This window comes from Olsenella uli (assembly GCF_901212655.1).
Lineage (GTDB): Bacteria > Actinomycetota > Coriobacteriia > Coriobacteriales > Atopobiaceae > Parolsenella > Parolsenella uli_A.
In genome coordinates this window covers 103,895-121,449 of record NZ_CAAKON010000044.1, presented here as the reverse complement: position 1 = coordinate 121,449, position 17,555 = coordinate 103,895, and the positions used below count along the sequence as shown (strand labels likewise).

Genomic DNA, 17,555 nt, shown 5'->3' with positions numbered 1-17,555 from the left:
TCCCACCTCCTCGCACGGTCCCACCGCTTCACAAAACTATACATGTGTCTTGTCACCTGTCATGTCAGGTGCCATACTGCTGGCGAACGGCACCCCTCAGGGGTGCGTCGACACGTCGGAAGAGGCCCCATGGCCACAGCATCCGCCCAGCAGCAGGCACCAGAGACTGACAGAAAAGCAGAGCGGGCGGGCGTCTCCCCCGCATCTCAAGCGACCGTTCCCGCCACGCCGGACGCCACCAGCGCGGCAGCGGCCCAGGCAGGGGTTGCCGATCCGAACGTAGCCACCCGCGCGGCAGCGGCCCAGGCAGGGGTTGCCGATCCGAACGTGGCCACCCGCGCGGCGGCGGCGCAAGCAGAGGTCGCCGGGCCGAACGCCACCCGCATGGCAGTGGCGGAGACTTCCTCCCCCGCAGCGGCACAGGGCGCCGTCCCCAGCGAGCTCAGGCGTGAGCTCGATCGCCTCAAGCAGGAGCACGACGCCGTGATCCTTGCCCACTACTACGTGCCGCCCGAGGTCCAGGCCGTGGCCGACCACGTGGGCGACTCCTTTGCCCTCGCCCGCCTCGCCGTGGACCTGCCCCAACAGACCATCGTGCTGTGCGGCGTGGAGTTCATGGGCGAGTCTGCCAAGCTGCTCAACCCGGCCAAGACCGTGCTGCTCCCGGAGCCGGCGGCCGATTGCCCCATGGCCCACATGGTGCGCCGCGCGGACGTGGACGCCGCGCGCGCCGAGTACGGCGAGGACCTCGCCGTCGTGTGCTACGTAAACTCCACCGCAGAGATCAAGACCTGGAGCGATGTCTGCGTGACCTCCTCCAACGCCCTCAAGATCTGTCGCGAGCTGCCCCAGCACCACCTGCTGTTCATCCCGGATCAGAACCTCGGCCGCTACGTGGCCGAGCAGCTGCCCGAGAAGCACGTCATCCTCAACAAGGGCTTCTGCCCGCGCCACATGATGATTGACCGTAACCAGGTTGAGGCGCTCGAGCTCGCGCACCCCGAGGCACCCGTCCTCGCCCACCCCGAGTGCACCGAGGAGGTGCTCGGCGAGGCCGACTTCATTGGCTCCACCAAGGGCATCATCAACTTCGCCGCGAGCCACCCGGACATCTCCGAGTTCATCGTGCTCACCGTGGTGGGCGTGGCCGCCGAGCTGCGGCGCCTCCGCCCGGATGCCACGTTCTACTTCCCCGCCACCACGCCTACCTGCATAAACATGGCGATGGTAACCCTGCCCAAGCTCCTCGACTGCCTGCGCGACTCCTCGGGCCACGAGGTCGAGGTGCCCGAGGAGCTCGCCCCGGCGGCCTGCCTGCCGCTGGAGCGCATGCTCGAGTATTCGGCGAAGTAACCCCCCAACCCGACTTTCCGGCGGCATCGCCCTCGGACGGGGCCGCTCCCCGATTGGAGCCAAGATGATCAATCCCATCAGCAGCCTCACCTGCGACGTCGTCATCGCCGGATGCGGCGTAGGCGGCCTCTACGCCGCCCTCAACCTGCCGCGCGAGCTCTCCGTGACCATGATCTCCAAGGGCAGCCTCGAGGAGTGTGACTCGATGCTCGCCCAGGGCGGCATCTGCGTGCTGCACGATTCTCATGACTATCGCCCCTACTTCCGCGACACCATGCGCGCGGGCCATTGGGAGAACCGCCGCAGCTCTGTGGACGTGATGATTCGCTCGAGCCGCTCGGTCATCGACGACCTCGTGAGCCTGGGCGTCCGCTTCGAGCGCGAGAGTGACGGCAGCCTCGCCTACACGCGCGAGGGCGCCCACTCGCGGCCGCGCATCTGCTTTCACGCCGACATCACGGGCCGCGAGATCACCACGACCCTGCTCGCTCGCGTGCGGGAACTCCCCAACGTGCGCATCCTCGAGAACGTGCAGATGACGGACCTCATCGAGGAGCCGGACGAGCGCGGGCCGCGCTGCGCCGGCCTCGTCTGCCAACGCACCCGCCGCGTAGACGCCTCGGCCGAGGAGGGTCCCGTCGAGGGCGTGGGCGATACGTTCGAGATCCGCGCGCCGCACACCATCTGGGCCACGGGCGGCATCGGCGGCACGTACGAGCGCTCCACCAACTACCAGGTGCTCACGGGCGACGCCTGCAGCATCGCGCGGGCGCATGGCATCGAACTCGAGCACATGGACTACGTGCAGATTCACCCCACGGGCCTGTGGTCTAAACGGCCCGGGCGCACCTTCCTCATCTCCGAGAGCTGCCGCGGCGAGGGCGCCATCCTGCTCAACAAGGCCGGCGAGCGCTTCGTGGACGAGCTGCTGCCCCGCGACGTGGTGGCGGGCGCCATCACCGAACAGATGCGCAGGGACGGCACGGACCACGAGTGGCTGAGCTTCGAGCGCATCGACCCCGAGGTTGTGAGGACGCACTTTGCCCACATCTACGAGCGCTGCCTCGAGGAGGGATACGACATCCTGCGCGAGCCGGCGCCCATCGTGCCTACCCAGCACTACTTCATGGGCGGCGTGCACGTGGACACCGAGTGCTCGCAGACGTCGCTTCCGGGCCTCTACGCCGTGGGCGAGACAAGCTGCAACGGCGTGCACGGCAAGAACCGCCTGGCATCGAACTCGCTGCTGGAGGGGCTCGTGTTCGCGCAGCGCGCGGCACGAGACATCGCCCGGTGCGCAGGCGTGGCCGCCCCCGGCGTCGACGCCGCCATGACCACCTGTGTGCCGGCCGAGACCGTGCACGCCGAGCTTGTGGGCGCAGGTGAGCCAACTGCCGGCACCAGCGCCACGGACCCGGCAAGCACCGCCGCCTGCGAGCAGGCCGAAGCCGCCGCCGAGCGAGAGACGGCGGCCGAGGAAGCGTTGCGCGAGCCCGTTGCCAGGTAGACAGTCGGACGAAACCAGGCAGAGCCAGCCGAAACCAAGTAGGTGGCCGAACTAAGCGCTGCTGGGAAGCACGTCACTAAGGAGCACGCATGGACCCCATCACCCTCACGCTCGTTGCCGAGCCGCTCATCCGCCAGGCCCTCCAGGAGGACATCACAAGCGAGGATGTCTCCACGACCGCCGTCATGCCCAAGCCTCACGCCGCAACCGTGCAGCTCATCGCCAAGCAGGACGGCGTCATCTGTGGGCTGGACGTCTTCGAGCGCACCTTCCAGCTGCTCGATTCCACGGCCCATGTCGAGCGACACGTAGCTGAAGGCGCGGAGGTCAGGGCTGGCGACCACCTCGCCGACGTCTACGGCGACGTGCGGGCGCTGCTCTCCGGTGAGCGCGTGGCCCTCAACTACCTGCAGCGCATGAGCGGCATCGCCACGGCAACGCATCGAATGGCGGCGCTGCTCGACGGCTCCGGCACCACGCTCGTGGACACACGCAAGACCACGCCCAACATGCGCGTCTTCGAGAAGGAGGCCGTGCGCGTGGGCGGCGGCACCAACCACCGCTACAACCTGTCGGACGGCGTGATGCTCAAGGACAACCACATCGACGCGGCGGGTTCGATCACAGCCGCCGTGGGGGCGGCGCGGGTCCATATGCCCTTCGTGCGCAAGGTCGAGGTCGAGTGCGAGACGCTCGACGAGGTGCGCGAGGCCTTGGCGGCGGGCGCGGACATCATCATGCTCGACAACATGGACCATGGCGCAATGGCCGAGGCCGTGGCCCTCATCGCCGGCCGCGCGCAGACAGAGGTCTCGGGCAATGTGGACGAGGCGAAAGCCGCCGTCATCCGCGACCTGGGCGTGGACTTCGTCTCGAGCGGCGCGCTCACCCACTCGGCCGGCATCCTCGACCTATCAATGAAGCACCTGAGGTTGCTCGATTAGCATAGCCACACAAACGATGACGGAGACGGAGGTGTACATGGCGGCACACGATCGCAGACAGATGCTGCTTGCCAAGCTTGGCAACGCGAGCTCTCCGCTCTCTGGCGGTCGCCTCGCAAAGGAGCTGGGCGTGAGCCGGCAGATCATCGTGGGCGACGTGGCGGTTCTGCGCGCCTCCGGACACGATATCGTGTCCACCGCGCGCGGGTACGTGCTCGCCAAGGCGAGCGACGCTGCCGGCGCGGCCACGCCCGCCAGCGGCACAACGCGAGCCTCGGAGAACGAGGCGGGCGCCGCACGCTCGGTCGCCCATGACGGGCGACCCACGCGCGTCGTCAAGGTGCATCACTCCGTCGAGCAAACCTCCGACGAGCTGTTCACCATCCTCGAGAACGGTGGCACGGTGGTCGATGTCTTTGTGTGGCACCGCGTCTACGGCCGGCTGGAGGCGAGGCTCGGCATTCGTACCCGCAAAGACGCCCTGCGCTTCATCAACGACATCGAGAGCGGCAAGAGCTCACCCCTGCTCACCGTCACAAGCGGCTATCACTACCACACTATCGCCGCCGACTCCGAGGCAACGCTCGACCGCATCGAGCGCGCGCTGGACTCCAAGGGCTATCTGGCCCCATTGCTCCCCGATGAGCGGGCGTAAGATTCCCGGATCACTCCCATGGCGCTTGCGCCCGCCACGGGCTGCGAGCTAAACGCATTTGCCTATCAGTTGCTATCGATTTCGCCTCAGTTCAACCACAACCAATCAAGCACCTACATCAGCGTCAGAACGCTCACGAGCGGAATCGTGAACACACTCGCCACGATGGTGATGAAGGTCGCCTGCAGCATGGGCTTCTCGTCCACCCCGTAGCTAAGGCAGTAGAGGATGCCGTTGCTTGCCACGGGCATGGCCTGGCCAATGATGATCACGTTGCGGAGCATCCCCGTGGGCATGAGCGGACCCAACACGGCAAGCACCACCAGCGGCACGCCCACGAGGCGCAGAGCCGACGCCACATACGCACGCCAGTTGGAGAGCATCTCGGCCGGCGCGTACTTTGCCAGCGTGGAACCCGACACCAGCAGCGCCGCCGGCGTGGTGAGCTCTCCCACAATCGCGCAGCCCTGGCCAATAAACCCGAGGTTATTGATGCCAAACAGCACGAGTGCAAGCATGACGAGGCTCGCGAAGAAGGTGGGGTTCACGAGCGAGAGAAGCATGTCGCGTGGGTTGCCCGCCTTGCCGGAGACCATGATGATGCCGACGCTGAAGATGAGAATCGCGTTGGGGATGTTGGCGATGGCCGCGTACACCACGGCCTCGGGGCCCAGAATCGCAGAGAGCACCGGGTAACCGATGAAGCCGACGTTGCCAAACATGATCATGAACCCGTACGCGCCGCGCAGGTTGCCCTTAGCGCCGATAATGCGCGGAGCAAGCATCGCGAGCACCCAGGCAAGCACGTAGGCAACCGTGGAATAGCCAAGCAGCCCTATGGTGTCGCTCACGCTCGGCAGCTCGCCGCCCGTACCCACGGCGCCGATAAGCAGGCATGGCAGGGCGATGTGGAGCACCAGCTCGGAGAGCGACGTGTCGACCTTCTGGCCCATGAGTCCCAGCTTGTGTGCAACGAAGCCCATCACGACGGGCACGGCAATCGCAAGCATCTCCATGGCAACGACGGCAAACCCCATGTGGTGGCTCCTTCTGGGATCGGGCCTCGGAAGTCGGTCACCGAGGTCTCACATCAACCATACACCGATGATTCTACGCCTTTCGCCGATTTCAGCCGTGGGTGGCCAGTCGCAGCAGGCGGGCGCGTCATGCTACCGCGCCATGCCGACGCGTCATGCCGACGCGGCGGGCCGACTCGTCATGCCACCGCGTCATGCCGACGCGGCGGGCGCTTCAGCAGGCAGCCGCGTCAGGGCGCCGTGGCGGGCGCTACAGCAGATTGAACGTAACCGTCAACAGGATGGCCGAGCCAAACATGATGCCGAGGCACACGCCCGTCTCCTGAAGCACCGTATGCTTGCCGAGCCAGGAAAAGCGGCGGCGAATGCGGCGTCGGTCCAGGAATAGATAGAGATACGCGCCCGTAAGGACCGGCATCCAGACGCCGTATTGAACGACGAGATACCACGTGGGCAGGTTGGCGTCGAGCGCGTTGGGGCGCGCGATATTGGCGACGCATCCGATGACGAGCAGCAAGTACAGGGCAACCAGCAAGACGTTCCACACGATGCCAACCGGCTCAGGCACACGCGAGGCAAACGCGAGGACGCGGCGACGCAGCTCCTGGAAGGACGTGGGGCCAGCGCCGACGGGAGCCGCCGGGGGCTGCGGCCCAGAAACGGCAGGAGCGCCCGAGGGACGCATCCCGGCACCGGGAATGCGACTGGCCGATGGCAGGACCTGCGGGACGCCGGACGAAGCTAGCGGCTGGACACCAGGGCGAGCAGGCAGATGAACCCGCGAGCCGGCTGCAGCGGAGTGCGCCGGCATCACGACGAGCTCGGGCTCGCGGTTCGGTTCGCCCGGAGCTGCCGTCACGGCATGGGAGGCACCTTCCACCTGGGGCGTCGTGTCCCGACCCTCGCGCTCGGCCTGGGCGGCCACGCCCTCCCCGCCCAGCGCGGCGTGCTCGAATGCAATCTTGAGCTCGTGCGCGTTCGCAAACCGAGAGCCCGGGTCGTAGGCGGCGGCCCGCGCGATGGTCACACGCCAGGACTTCGGCACGCCCGGCGCCGCAAAGAACGAGTCCCGGTCACGCGGCGAGGGGTCTCGGCCCGTCAGGCAGAAGAAGGCCACGAGGCCCAACGAGAACACGTCGCTGCGGACGTCGGTCTGGCCAAAGCCATACTGCTCGGGCGGCGCGTAGGCCTTCGTGCCAAAGTGCGTCGTGTCGGACGAGGCGCCCTCGTGCCAGGAGCGCGCGATGCCCAGGTCGATGAGCACGGGAGAGGTGGGGTCGCCCTCGGGGCAGATGATGTTGCCGGGCGTGAGGTCGCGATGGATGAGCGGCGTGTCGAACGCCTCGTGCAGCTCGATGGCGGCGTCGCAGAGGGCTGGCATGAGGCAGGCGGCGAGACGCTCGCGCCGCTCCGGGCGCGCGCCCTCGATCACCTCGCGCAAGGTGAAGCCCGGCACGTACTCCATCACCACAACGAGGCAGCGCCTGAAGGCACCGTGAGGGCTGCCGTCTCCGCCGCATTGCTCGCGGCACTCGACGATTCTGGGCAGGTGAGGAAAGCGTCGGCCAGTGCGCTGGGCGGCAGCGAGCTCGCGGTATGCACCCCCGAGGCCCGAGGCCGCCGCGAAGAGCTTGCGAACGAAGGGCCCGAGCTCCGAGCCGTCCGCCCCGCGATACCACACGAGCTGCGTGACCTCGCTCGGGGATTCCTTGAGCACGCGCTCGACGCGATAAGGGTCGGGCGCGACGCCGGAGCCAGGCGCAACGCCGGGGCCAGGCGCGACTTGCTCACGAGCGTAGGCGCCGGGGCTGGATGCGACTTGCTCGCGAGCAGGGGCATCTGAGTCGGAGCTCCCATGCGGATCCCCAGGCCGACGCGTGTCCCGCCCGCGAGCAGGAGCATCGCCCATGCTCATCTCGTACAGGTGGGCGGCAAGCGCCTCGTGCAGATCGTCTGTGCCCGGCTCGTCCATACGCCCCACTCGCCCCGTGTCCGTGACCCCCAATTATGGCATGTCAGCTCTCGCCCCAGCCCGCTGCCGGAGCAAAGCCAGGCCATGGGCGCCCAAACGCAGGCGCCCGTGGTCACCAGGCGGAGGTCCCTAACAGACCGTCTCCTCGCCGAAGCGGTACAGCTCCTCGTTCACCTTCTGGAGCGAGCAGCCGCGGTCGAGGCAGAAGATTATGATGGCGTCGCGGCGATCCTTGCTGTAGAGCGAGCTCACGCCGGCGGCCTCGAGGGCGCGGTTCGTCTCGCGCAGCGTGAGCGCCATGGCAAAGGCGATCTGCAGCACCTTGTTTCGGCTGGGGCGTCGCGTTCCCTTGAAGATCTGGTAGCCAAACGTCTCGTTGAGGTTGGCCATGCGCACCACGGCCGCACGCTCGAGGTGCTTCTCCTCGAGCAGGGCGTTGAGATACTCGGAGAGCGAGCGGGCACCAAGGTCGTGCGCCTCGATGAAGCCATCGAGGCTCGGCGCCTCAAGAAGCTCGCCAAGCAGCTCCTCCGTCAGCGGCTCTGCCATGCGCCTGCCCTCCCCCGTCCAAACGTCTCCGCTAGTACCTTAGCGTCTGAGCTCTTAGTCGTTGAGGTGGGCGATGGCGTAATCGGCCTCCTCCTGGGTGAACTTCTCGCCATAGTCGCTCGTGAGCTGGTCGCGGATGGCCTCGGGCGACATGGACATCTGATCCTGGTAGGTCTTTGCCTTGGCAAGGGCGTTGGCGTTGTAGTCGGCATCAAGGTTGTCGACGGCGTACTGGGCAGCCTCGGCGGAGAACTACTCGCCGTTTTGAGAAACGAGCTGGTCATAGATGCCCTGCTTGGACATGTGCATCGTATCGCTGTAGGTATGGGCCTTCTTCAGCGCGGAGGTGTACTCTGCCGGCACATCGGGCGTGGCGGCCTCCGTGGACGCAGCAGCCTCGGAGCTCGCGGCGGCCGTGCCGCTCGTGGCCGTGCCACCCGTCGACGAGTTGCCGCAGGCCATGAGACCTAGGCAGGCGGCAAAGGCGAACGCGGCGATGCCTCCCGCGACGCCAACCTTGGCAAACCCGCGCGTGTTGTTCTTGCTCATGCGTATTCCTTCCTTCGGCGGACGATGGTGCCCACTCTAGGCAGGACTCAGGTTGTTTTCATTAGCCGCGAGCTAATGCAGACAACCTGAAGCCTGCCTAGGATGGCCGCTGTAACCGGCGATTAGCATGGCGTGGGTTACAGGAGGCTCATTCAGCATGCGGATGTGCCCCGCGCAAAGACCTCGTGGGAAGGAAGCATCGTGGAATCAACCAATGACACCCAGGCCGGAAAGCCCAAGAAGAACGTTCTGCTCTTGGTCTCACTCGTATTGGGTGCGCTCTACGTGATCTATTCGCTTTGGTATTGGTTTGGTGGCGGCGCAGCCTCGCAAGCGGGGGCAGATTCCGCGTCTCAAGCGGGAGCCGGGCTTGCCGCGGTCATCGTCATGCCGCACCTCGCGCTCACCGTCCTCGCCGTGGTGTTCAATGCGCTTGGCCTCTTCATGAACAAGGCGGGCTTCGCGCTTACGGCAGGCATCCTTTACGCCGTGGCCATGGTCCTGTTCCCGGTGTACTTCTTCTTCGTTATCGTCGAGATGACTCTCTGCTTCGTCGCGTACGCCAAGCTCCACAAGCAGCAGAAGGACACGGCTCAGTAAGGGTCGGTGCACGCAGGCAGGCGCAGGCAAGACGGCGGCGGCATGGGTGAGGTGCACGAGCGGCGCCCCCTCGGTGCACGCGGGCAGGCATAGGCAAGACGGACAAGGCAGGAGTTTGCGTCTCAATCCGGAAGGGCATGAACCTCACTCCGGCGGCACGCGCACCTCAACTTAATTGAGGCACCGCCCCCAAACGGCAGCAGGGCGGCATGCTCACCTCAACTCAATAGAGGCACCACCCCCAAACGGCAGCAGGGTGGCATGCTCGCCGAACAATCGGCAAGCATGCCGCCCTGTTGCTTAGCAAAACCCGGGACCAGCGTCCAATGGCTCGGCCATGCCGACGCCCAGCTCCTCGGGCATCACGCCCCACCAGTCGCGCGGCCGCCCCTCCACATCCCGGTCGCTCGGCCGCGCTAGCAGTCCCACGGCCGCGTCTCCGCGTCCCGGTCGCCCCCTCATCCCGGTCGCCCCGTGCCGCTCGCCCGCTCTGACCGCCGGCCAGTCGACATCCGGCCAGACGCACGGCCGCCCCCCACCAGCCCACTCGCACCGTGCTACTCGACCGCGCCAGCAGTCCCACGGCCGCGTCTCCGCGTCCCGGTCGCCCCCTCATCCCGGTCGCCCCGTGCCGCTCGCCCGCTCTGACCGCCGGCCAGTCGACATCCGGCCAGACGCACGGCTGCCCCCCACCAGCCACTCGGTCGCCCCTCTCGCAATTCAGTCGTCACCTCTCCGGTGTGGGTTTGACCGGCCCAGCCAACATATCGCCCGCAACCTCGTCCATACCGCCCAACTCGGACGCCTGATAACTTGGCGGCCCATCTCTGTCCACGAATTGGGCCCATTGCGTGGAAGGGGCGGGCTGGAGAGTAGTTTGTCCACGAATCGCGTCGATTGCATAGCTGCGGCATATCATTGGGGGCGAATTCACCCGAAGCCCAAGCAAAGTGATGGACGCTGAGAATGCGGCAACCCGTCTACCTGCGCTTCCTCAGTAGATTGAATATGGGGATAGCGCGGAAGCGGACAAGAAGGCCCGAAACGGTAGCCTCCGCCACGCAACCGGCGCGATTCCTGGACAAATCGGCTCGCCACCAGACCTCGACTCCGCAATCGGCTCGATTCGTGAGCACGCCAGCCTTGCTCATTCAGATTGTCGCCCCGGCCCCAAATCTCGGCGACGCAATCGACGGCATTCGTGGACAGAGAGGGATTGCGAGCAGGATTGGTCGAGTTCGGCCGCCAGCATCCGTAGCAGCTGGCTTCACGCGCGCCCCGCACGCAGACCCAACCCGCAGGACAACCAGGGCCTCCGGCTCGATTGGATAGACACGAGCCGATTTGACTGCACAGACCGGCGCGGGTCAATTCAACCGCGCCTCCCAACTCGGGCCAATCTGGCCGCACGGTCCGGCGCAACCCGAACCGTGCTCTCGGCCAGCGCGAGCCGATTCGAACGCTCGGCCAAGCGCGGGCAGATTCGGGTGCCAGACCGGCGCAACCCGAACCGTGCCCCCGGGCCAGCGCGAGCCGATCCGGGCGCTCGGCCCAGCGCGAGCTAAGCCGCTCGCGCGGTTCCGTGGTAATGTCGCACATCGTTGGGAATAAGGGACCAACGGCGGCCACTTGCGGTTTGTCGAAAGCAACCCCGCGAGACGTGCGCTACCCCAGGCGACCACTCAGGGCTCGCACTCGCAAGCAAACGCGCGCCACCGCAAGCGACGGCACGAGACCTGAGTCACCTCAAGCGACCGAGCCTATCGCATGGCGCCAATCACCATCGCACGAGATGCGCCCCACCACCTGCGGCCGCGCAAGACCCGCGTCGCCACAGGCAGCGACGGAATTGAACGCCAGCGCAATCGACCACGCGAGACGCGCGCCGCCGCGAGCAGCAGCTGAATCACGCGCCATTGCAAGCAGCAGCGCAGCCGCACGCCCTCACGGCAGCCGCGCGAACTACACGGAGGAGGAGCTCGCATGAGCACCCAGACAACCATAGACAACGTCACCCTGAGCGTGCCCGAGGCCTACGACCTCGTGCCGCCCGCGCCATATGACACCCCGGGCACGGCGACCTTCCTGCGCACGACGCCAGGTGCCATCTGTCACCTCGAGCTCGCGCCCGTCTCCCCCGCAGACGCCCTGCCCTTCGATGACGTCACCGCCATCGTCTCCGAGATTCACGGCCACATCGATGACGACCAGGGCCTCATCAACGCCGACACCGGCACCACCGCGGCCGGTCTGCCCTTTGCCTACAGCATCGTGCGCACCAACCTCGACCACGGTTGCATGCGCTACGGCCTCAAGCTGCACCTCAAGACCGACCGTGGCGTCGTGGGCGTACGCGGCGGCTTCGACACCGAGGGCGTGTCCTCCTACCGTGACTCCCTCGTGCTCAGCAAGCTCCAGAAGCGCCCCGACGTCTGGTTCAGCGACCCGTTCGATGCGTCGTTCCCGCTCGGCAGCGTCATGAACCACTCCGAGCTCCCACAGTACGACGCGGACTTCCCGGACCATCCGCTCACGTTACTGCGCGCCTTCGTGCGAGACTTCGTGGCGGAGAACTAGCGCCTGGCGAAGGACGCCGCTCCAGGCCCGAGGCCGCTCCAGGCCCGAGGCCGCTCCAGACCCGAGGCCGCTCATCGAGAGTAGTCATTACGCATATTTGGAACCGTTTCAAGCCGCGAAAACGTGCGTAATGACTACTCTCGGCGGAGGTGAGAGGGCGAAGCGGCCCGAGCCCCGAGGCCCGAGGTCCCGGGCCTTAGGGCTCGGCCTTGGGGGGCCGGGGCCCGGGGCTAGGGGCTAGGGGCCCGGGGCTAGGGGCCCGGGGCTAGGGGCTTGGGGCTTGGGGCTAGCGAATCGTCACCGCGTCGGCCCCGTCAATCGCAAGGTTCGCGTTGTAGAACGCCGTGAGCGCGCGAATCGCGAGCTCCACGTCGGCCACGGCGCCCGTCTCGTAGCTGGAGTGCATCGCCAGCTGCGGCAGGCCCACGTCAACGGCATGCATGCTCGCCTGGATGTTGGAGAGGTTGCCCAGGGTGGAGCCGCCCGCCATGTCGGAGCGGTTCGCGAAGGTCTGCGTGGGCACGCCGGCGTCCGCGCACACGGCCAGCAGCGCCGCGCGGCTGAAGGCGTCCGTGCAGTACTTCTGGTTCGCGGCCTCCTTCACCACCAGGCCGCCACCCAGCACGGGCGCGTTGGCGCTATCGTGCAGGTCTGGGCGGTTGGGATGCGTGCCGTGCGCGTTGTCGCAGCTCACGAGCATCGAGCACGCGAGCGCGCGGTGGTAGTCCTCCTCCGAGCCGCCAAGGCCGGCCACCACGCGGGCGAGCGTGTCACGCAGGAAGGTGGACATGGCGCCCTGCTTGGTGTTGCTGCCCACTTCCTCGTTGTCGAAGCACGCGTAGACGGAGACGTCCGCCGCGTTCTCGGAGCCGAGGAACGCCTCGAGCGAGGTGAACGCGCACGCGAGGTCGTCCAACTTGGGCACAGAGACGAACTCCTGGGCCGCACCCCACACGCGTCCCGGCTGGCGGTTCACGAGGAACAGGTCGCGCGCGAGGATCTGCTCGGGCTCAACGCCCAGCTCGGCAGCCAGCAGCTCGTCGAGCGAGCCCTTGCCGAGCGCACCGATGGAGACGAGCGGGCAGAGGTCACGCGCGCGGTTGGGGGCAAAGCCGTCGTTGACGTCGCGCTGCATGTGGATGGGCACGCTCGGGATGATCGCGAGGTCGCGGTCAGGCGCCACGAGGCGGCTCTCGACGCGGGTGCCCTCGCGCACCAGCACGCGGCCGGCGATGCCAAGCGGACGGTCGAACCAGGTGTAGTCGATCATGCCGCCGTAGGCCTCGGTGTCCAGACGCAGGTAGCTGCCCGGCCCCTCGAGCTCGGGCACGCTCTTGAGCTTGAACGTGGGAGAGTCTGAGTGCGAGGCGCAGAGCTGGAAGTGGGTGGCAAGGCCGCCCTCGCCCGCCTCGGGCACGTCCGCGCCCACCTGCCACGCGATGACACTCGAGTTGTTGCGCACCGTGTAGTACCTGCCGCCGCGGGCGAGCTCCCATGCGGCACCCTCGGACAGGTAGGTGAAGCCGGCCGCGTCCAGGCGCCCGGAGATGGTCGCCGCCGTGTGGAACATGCTCGGACACGATTCGATGAACTCGATGAGCTCCTCGGCGCGAGCCTCACCCTTGGCGCGGGTTCCGCACTCGGTGCAGGCCTCACTCTCGGGCCGGGCCTCGCCCTTGCCGCGAGCCTCGCGCTCGCCTCGGACCTCGCTTTGAGCGCAGGCCACGCCCTTCTCGCCAACTGCCATGTCTCTCCTTTCATAGCTCGAGCCGCCGGGCGTTGCCGACGGCTCGAGGAAGTTTGTTTGCGGGCATTCTACTCGAACGCCCAACGCTGGGTTACGGGCCGGGGCATCCGCCGGTCATCGCTCGCGCTGAGCGGGTTCCAGGACGCCCGCCGCTTGTTCGGACTGGGTCTTGAGCTCCCGCGGGGACGTCAGCCATGACCCCGCGCCGCGGAACCACGCCTCGGCTCGAACGTCCGCCACGAGGGCAACGCGTCGGGGCGCGGTGGCCGCCCGAGCAGAGGCGCGGGCTCCCCTCAAACGGGGTAAAGAGCATCGCCCCTATGGTTTGGGAGCCTCGCTCTCCCGTAATTGCGACGAGGCTCCCAGTTTGTCGCAGCCGGCCGAGAAGCTGGCGCCGGCGTGGGCCCGGGGCAGACAGAGGACCGCAGGTCGCCCGTACGCCTGCACGAGGGCCATGCCAACAGCCGCCCGTTGCCCCCTACTCCGCGACGGGCAGCTCGGCTCTGTCCTGGCGCTTGCGGATGGTGGGCAAGATCACGCCCAGGGCCGTCAGCACCACAGGGGTCACCACGTTCAGCACCATGGTGAACGGGTCGGGCGAGTACATGCCAGTGATGCAGCAGAAGAGCGTGAGCGCAAAGCAGAGAACGCCAAAGAACTTGGCCGCGCCCTGGCTCTTCACGAAGCGGTATTCGCGCGGGAAGCGCTCGTTGTGGCGGCGCAGCATCAGGTAGGCGAAGAACACCCACACGTAGCGCAGCGGCATGCACACGGAGTTGAGCTTGTTGAGCTGCGCCAGGACGCTGGCGGCGCCAGGCACGAAGGTCTGCGCCAGGATGATGGAGCCAGAGAGCACCGCGACCATGATGATGCCGTTCCTGTATGCACCAAACCTGTTCTTCACCAGCAGCTGCCTGGGCACGAACTGGCGGGAGCTCTCGTCGTCCAGCAGCATGCGCAGCGGGGCGTCGATGCTGATGACGAGGGTAGAGAACTGGCCGATCATGTTGCAGAGCGCGTAGACGATCATGAGGGCGTTGCCCACGCCGTAGTACTGCCCCAGGCGTTCGAAGGCCCAGTAGGCGCCGTTGGCGATGTAGGAGGTCTGGCTCTCGGCGCTGGCGAAGACCTGCGCCGGGTCGAACATCATGCCCATGGCGATGGTGCCAAAGATGGCGCACACCACGACCATGACAGCCGCGAAGACGACGCTCTTGGGAAACTCGCGCGCCGGGTTGCCCCTCATCTTGTTGATGTAGGGGCTGATCTTCTCGATACCACCGACGGCGAACACGAGAATGGAGAGGTTCGTGAAGTAGCTCACGTCAAAGGTGGGAATCATCTTGTCCAGCGACAGGTCAAGGTTCACGTAGCCGCCGTTGGGGTTCACGGCGGGGGCAGCGAACATCATGAGGATGAACAGGATGCTCATGACGAACATGCTGGAGCCAGCGAGGGTGGCGAGCTTCTTGAGCGGGTTCATGCCGCGGCTGGCCACCCAGCAGAAGAACAGGAAGATGCCGAGCGTGGCAAGCTGCACCCACATCGTGGGGAAGGTGTCGTACGTCTCGGCGTTCTGGAAGATCATCCAGGAGAGGGCCTTGAGGCCGCCGGAGCCCTTGGAGGCGATGTAGGTGACGTGGCAGGCCCAGTAGGTCCAGCCGGCGTAGTAGGCCACCTTGGCGCCCGTGGTGCTGCGCACCCAAGAGGTCACGCCGCCGCCGCTGTTCTTGAAGGCGCTTCCCAGCTCGCCCACCATGAGGGCATACGGGATGAAGTACAGAGCGAACATCCAGAGCCACGAGAATATGACCTGGGTGCCGTTAAAATACATGTAGCCGTTGGCAACGTTGCCGAATCCCCAAAGCGTGGAGAAGCACATAAAGGCGAGGCTAGTCCAGGGAATCTGCTTCTTGGCGCTCTCGCTTCTCGAGTTTGCCATCATCTTCCTTCCGTTGTAAAGGTCGGGCGTAGTTTGCATATCGATTGCAAACACGTTTCGACTACTATACAAGTATGCGAAAGGCAACGCAAATTATGCGTTTGAGGTTGCGAGGGGCGAGCCGCGCCGGGACGGCGGGTGGATGCCGCACGCAGGCGAGCTACGCCAGGACGGCTGGTGGACACCGCACGCGGGCGAGCCCCGCCGGGACGGCGAGCGGACACCACACACGCCCGAGCCACACCCTCGCGCGCTAGCTGTTCTTCATCACGATGCTGTCCACGAGGTCGCCCACGCGCTCGCAGGCGTCCACGCAGTACTCGAGGTACTGATAGGTCTCGCGCGTACTGATGAGTCGCAGGGCATCGTGCTCGGTGGTGTGGAGCTCGCGCATGACGCGCACGAACACCTCGTCGGCCATCTCCTCCACCGTGTTGATCTTGATGACGTGCTCGCGCAGCTCCTTGGACTTCTTGAAGTTGGGCAGCTCGTCCACGAGCAGCCGCACCTCGTCAGCGCAGCGCACGAGCATCGACACGAGCTCGAGCGCACCGGGCGTCAGCTCGCGCACGTTGTTGTAGTACAGGCGATGCAGCACGCCCTCGATGCAGTCCACCACGTCATCGAGGCTCGCGGAGAGCATCGCCAGGTCCTCGCGCTCGATCGGCGTGATGAAGGCCGTGACAAGGGCGTCCATCATCTCATGGCGCAGCTCGTCGCCCATCTGCTCGATCTCGTGCATTTCGTCGATGCGCGCAGGCAGCGCGTCGGCGTCGTAGTCGTTCATGACGTCGGAGAGCAGCCGCGCGGCGCGGCACGCCCCATCGGCGCAGGCGGAGAAGTTCTCGAAGTAGAAGTCGTCGTTCTTGCGTGCCATGGGAAGCCTTTCGCTCGGGGTGGCGGGGTGACGGGCGGCCGTCTTGGCAACAGCCGTGATGACGGGGTGACGGGTGGCCGTCTTGGCAACAGCCGTGATAGCGGCAGACGACGAAGACGCGCGCCCGCCGGCTGGCGTCAGAACAGGAACATGAAGAGCTTGGCCATGAAGAAGCTGATGAGGCCACAGCCCGGGAAGGTGAAGACCCACGTGAGCATCATGTCCTTCACCACGCCAAAGTTGATGGCGGAGAGCCTGCGCACGGCGCCCACGCCCATGATGGAGCTCGTCTTGGTGTGCGTGGTGGAGACCGGGATGCCCAGGGCCGTCATGAGCAGCAGGCACAGCGAGCTCGCGAGGTCCGCGGAGAAGCCCTGGTACTTCTCGAGCTTCACCATGTCCATGCCCACGCTCTTGATGATGGGCTCGCCGCCCACGCTCGTGCCGATGCCCATGGTGGCGCTGCACAGAAGCATCAGCCACACCGGGATCACCACGCCGGCCACGCTGGACTGGCCGTTGCAGAAGGCCATGCCCAGGAACAGGACACCGATGAACTTCTGGCCGTCCTGCGCGCCGTGCATGAAGCTCATGGCGCCGGCGCCAAAAATCTGCGCATAGCGGAAGAAGCCGTCCGCGCGCCTGCGGTCGAGCCCGGCGCAGACGATGGTCACGGCCTTGCATACGATCCAGCCCATGCCAAAGCCAAAGAGCAGGCTCATGACCAGGCCGTAGATGACCTTGATCCACTCGTCGCCGTTGACGCCGGCAAGGCCTCCCTGGATGGCGATGGCCGCGCCCGTGAGGCCGGCGATAAGGCTGTGGCTCTCCGAGGTGGGGATGCCAAAGACCGAGGCGGCCACGCTGTAGACCACGATCGAGAAGAGCGCGGCGCACAGGGCGACCATGGCGGCGTCCGTGTTGCCGCCGAAGTCGACCATGTTCGATATCGTGGAGGCCACGCTCGCATTGAGGTGCGTCATGATGAGCACGCCCATGAAGTTGAGGCACGCGCTCATGATGATGGCGGGCCGCACGCGCATGCAGCGCGTGGTGACGCAGGTGGCGATTGCGTTGGGGGCGTCCGTCCAGCCGTTCACGAAGATGACGCCGAGCGTGAGCAGCGTCGTGAGCGCCAGGGGCGGGGTCGACAGCACTTGGCTGACGAAGGTGCCAAAGGAGACGTCCAAGGGTTCGGCCTTTTCTCGCATGCGCAGGGTGCCCGCGGGGCAGGGCTGCGCGCCGG

Annotated in this window: 14 protein-coding genes and 1 pseudogene; 6 read left to right on the top strand and 9 right to left on the bottom strand. The window is 66.4% G+C overall.

The genetic code is table 11. The features are described from left to right. The first annotated feature begins 129 nt into the window (after nt 1-129). From nadA to EFAMC2_RS08815, 4 genes are all read left to right on the top strand, one after another. Nucleotides 130-1,353: a quinolinate synthase NadA gene (gene nadA / locus EFAMC2_RS08830; protein ID WP_261980222.1), complete on the top strand. Its 1,224-nt coding sequence runs from the start codon at nt 130-132 to the stop codon at nt 1,351-1,353. Between the two features lie 64 nt (nt 1,354-1,417). Next, nucleotides 1,418-2,860, top strand: a complete 1,443-nt coding sequence (locus EFAMC2_RS08825) for an L-aspartate oxidase (RefSeq protein WP_187325256.1) — start codon at nt 1,418-1,420, stop codon at nt 2,858-2,860. 89 nt (nt 2,861-2,949) lie between these two features. Then, nucleotides 2,950-3,804 carry a carboxylating nicotinate-nucleotide diphosphorylase gene (nadC, locus tag EFAMC2_RS08820; RefSeq protein WP_154028679.1) on the top strand — a complete coding sequence of 285 codons (855 nt, stop codon included), beginning with the start codon at nt 2,950-2,952 and terminating at the stop codon, nt 3,802-3,804. A gap of 37 nt (nt 3,805-3,841) precedes the next feature. Further along, entirely contained in the window at nt 3,842-4,459 is a 618-nt protein-coding gene (locus tag EFAMC2_RS08815; RefSeq protein WP_154028677.1) for a transcription repressor NadR, read from the top strand. A 113-nt stretch (nt 4,460-4,572) separates the two neighbouring features. Here EFAMC2_RS08815 and EFAMC2_RS08810 read toward each other — a convergent pair whose 3' ends face one another. The 5 genes and pseudogenes from EFAMC2_RS08810 to EFAMC2_RS08790 form a co-directional block, all read right to left on the bottom strand. Continuing rightward, the gene (locus EFAMC2_RS08810; RefSeq protein ID WP_154028675.1) at nt 4,573-5,496 is read right to left on the bottom strand and encodes an AEC family transporter; all 924 of its coding nucleotides are present in this window, start codon (nt 5,494-5,496) and stop codon (nt 4,573-4,575) included. Nucleotides 5,497-5,746: 250 nt separating this feature from the next. Beyond that, entirely contained in the window at nt 5,747-7,468 is a 1,722-nt protein-coding gene (locus EFAMC2_RS08805; protein WP_154028673.1) for a serine/threonine protein kinase, read from the bottom strand. Nucleotides 7,469-7,597: 129 nt separating this feature from the next. Next, complete coding sequence (locus tag EFAMC2_RS08800; protein WP_154028671.1) at nt 7,598-8,017, bottom strand: XRE family transcriptional regulator; 420 nt, start codon at nt 8,015-8,017, stop codon at nt 7,598-7,600. A 54-nt stretch (nt 8,018-8,071) separates the two neighbouring features. Continuing rightward, nucleotides 8,072-8,212, bottom strand: a pseudogene (locus tag EFAMC2_RS08795) (Ltp family lipoprotein); the annotation flags it as partial. 57 nt (nt 8,213-8,269) lie between these two features. After that, a complete protein-coding gene (locus EFAMC2_RS08790; RefSeq protein ID WP_222838578.1) occupies nt 8,270-8,566 on the bottom strand; it encodes an Ltp family lipoprotein in 297 nt (98 codons plus the stop codon). Nucleotides 8,567-8,767: 201 nt separating this feature from the next. On the opposite strand from EFAMC2_RS08790, the gene EFAMC2_RS08785 reads away from it, so the two are divergent. Together EFAMC2_RS08785 and EFAMC2_RS08780 are read left to right on the top strand one after the other, a co-directional pair. Further along, entirely contained in the window at nt 8,768-9,166 is a 399-nt protein-coding gene (locus EFAMC2_RS08785; RefSeq protein WP_154028669.1) for a hypothetical protein, read from the top strand. Nucleotides 9,167-11,149: 1,983 nt separating this feature from the next. After that, a complete protein-coding gene (locus tag EFAMC2_RS08780; protein ID WP_154028667.1) occupies nt 11,150-11,743 on the top strand; it encodes a hypothetical protein in 594 nt (197 codons plus the stop codon). A 286-nt stretch (nt 11,744-12,029) separates the two neighbouring features. Here the strand turns inward: EFAMC2_RS08780 and EFAMC2_RS08775 are convergent, their stop codons facing one another. The 4 genes from EFAMC2_RS08775 to EFAMC2_RS08760 form a co-directional block, all read right to left on the bottom strand. Next, nucleotides 12,030-13,490 (bottom strand): M18 family aminopeptidase, encoded by a 1,461-nt coding sequence (locus EFAMC2_RS08775; RefSeq protein WP_154028665.1) that lies wholly within the window; start codon nt 13,488-13,490, stop codon nt 12,030-12,032. Nucleotides 13,491-13,968: 478 nt separating this feature from the next. Then, nucleotides 13,969-15,432 carry an APC family permease gene (locus EFAMC2_RS08770; protein WP_154028663.1) on the bottom strand — a complete coding sequence of 488 codons (1,464 nt, stop codon included), beginning with the start codon at nt 15,430-15,432 and terminating at the stop codon, nt 13,969-13,971. 253 nt (nt 15,433-15,685) lie between these two features. Further along, nucleotides 15,686-16,309: a DUF47 domain-containing protein gene (locus tag EFAMC2_RS08765; RefSeq protein WP_154028661.1), complete on the bottom strand. Its 624-nt coding sequence runs from the start codon at nt 16,307-16,309 to the stop codon at nt 15,686-15,688. A 137-nt stretch (nt 16,310-16,446) separates the two neighbouring features. Then, nucleotides 16,447-17,499, bottom strand: coding sequence for an inorganic phosphate transporter (locus EFAMC2_RS08760; RefSeq protein WP_154028659.1), 1,053 nt, complete (start codon nt 17,497-17,499; stop codon nt 16,447-16,449). Between the last annotated feature and the right edge of the window lie 56 nt (nt 17,500-17,555).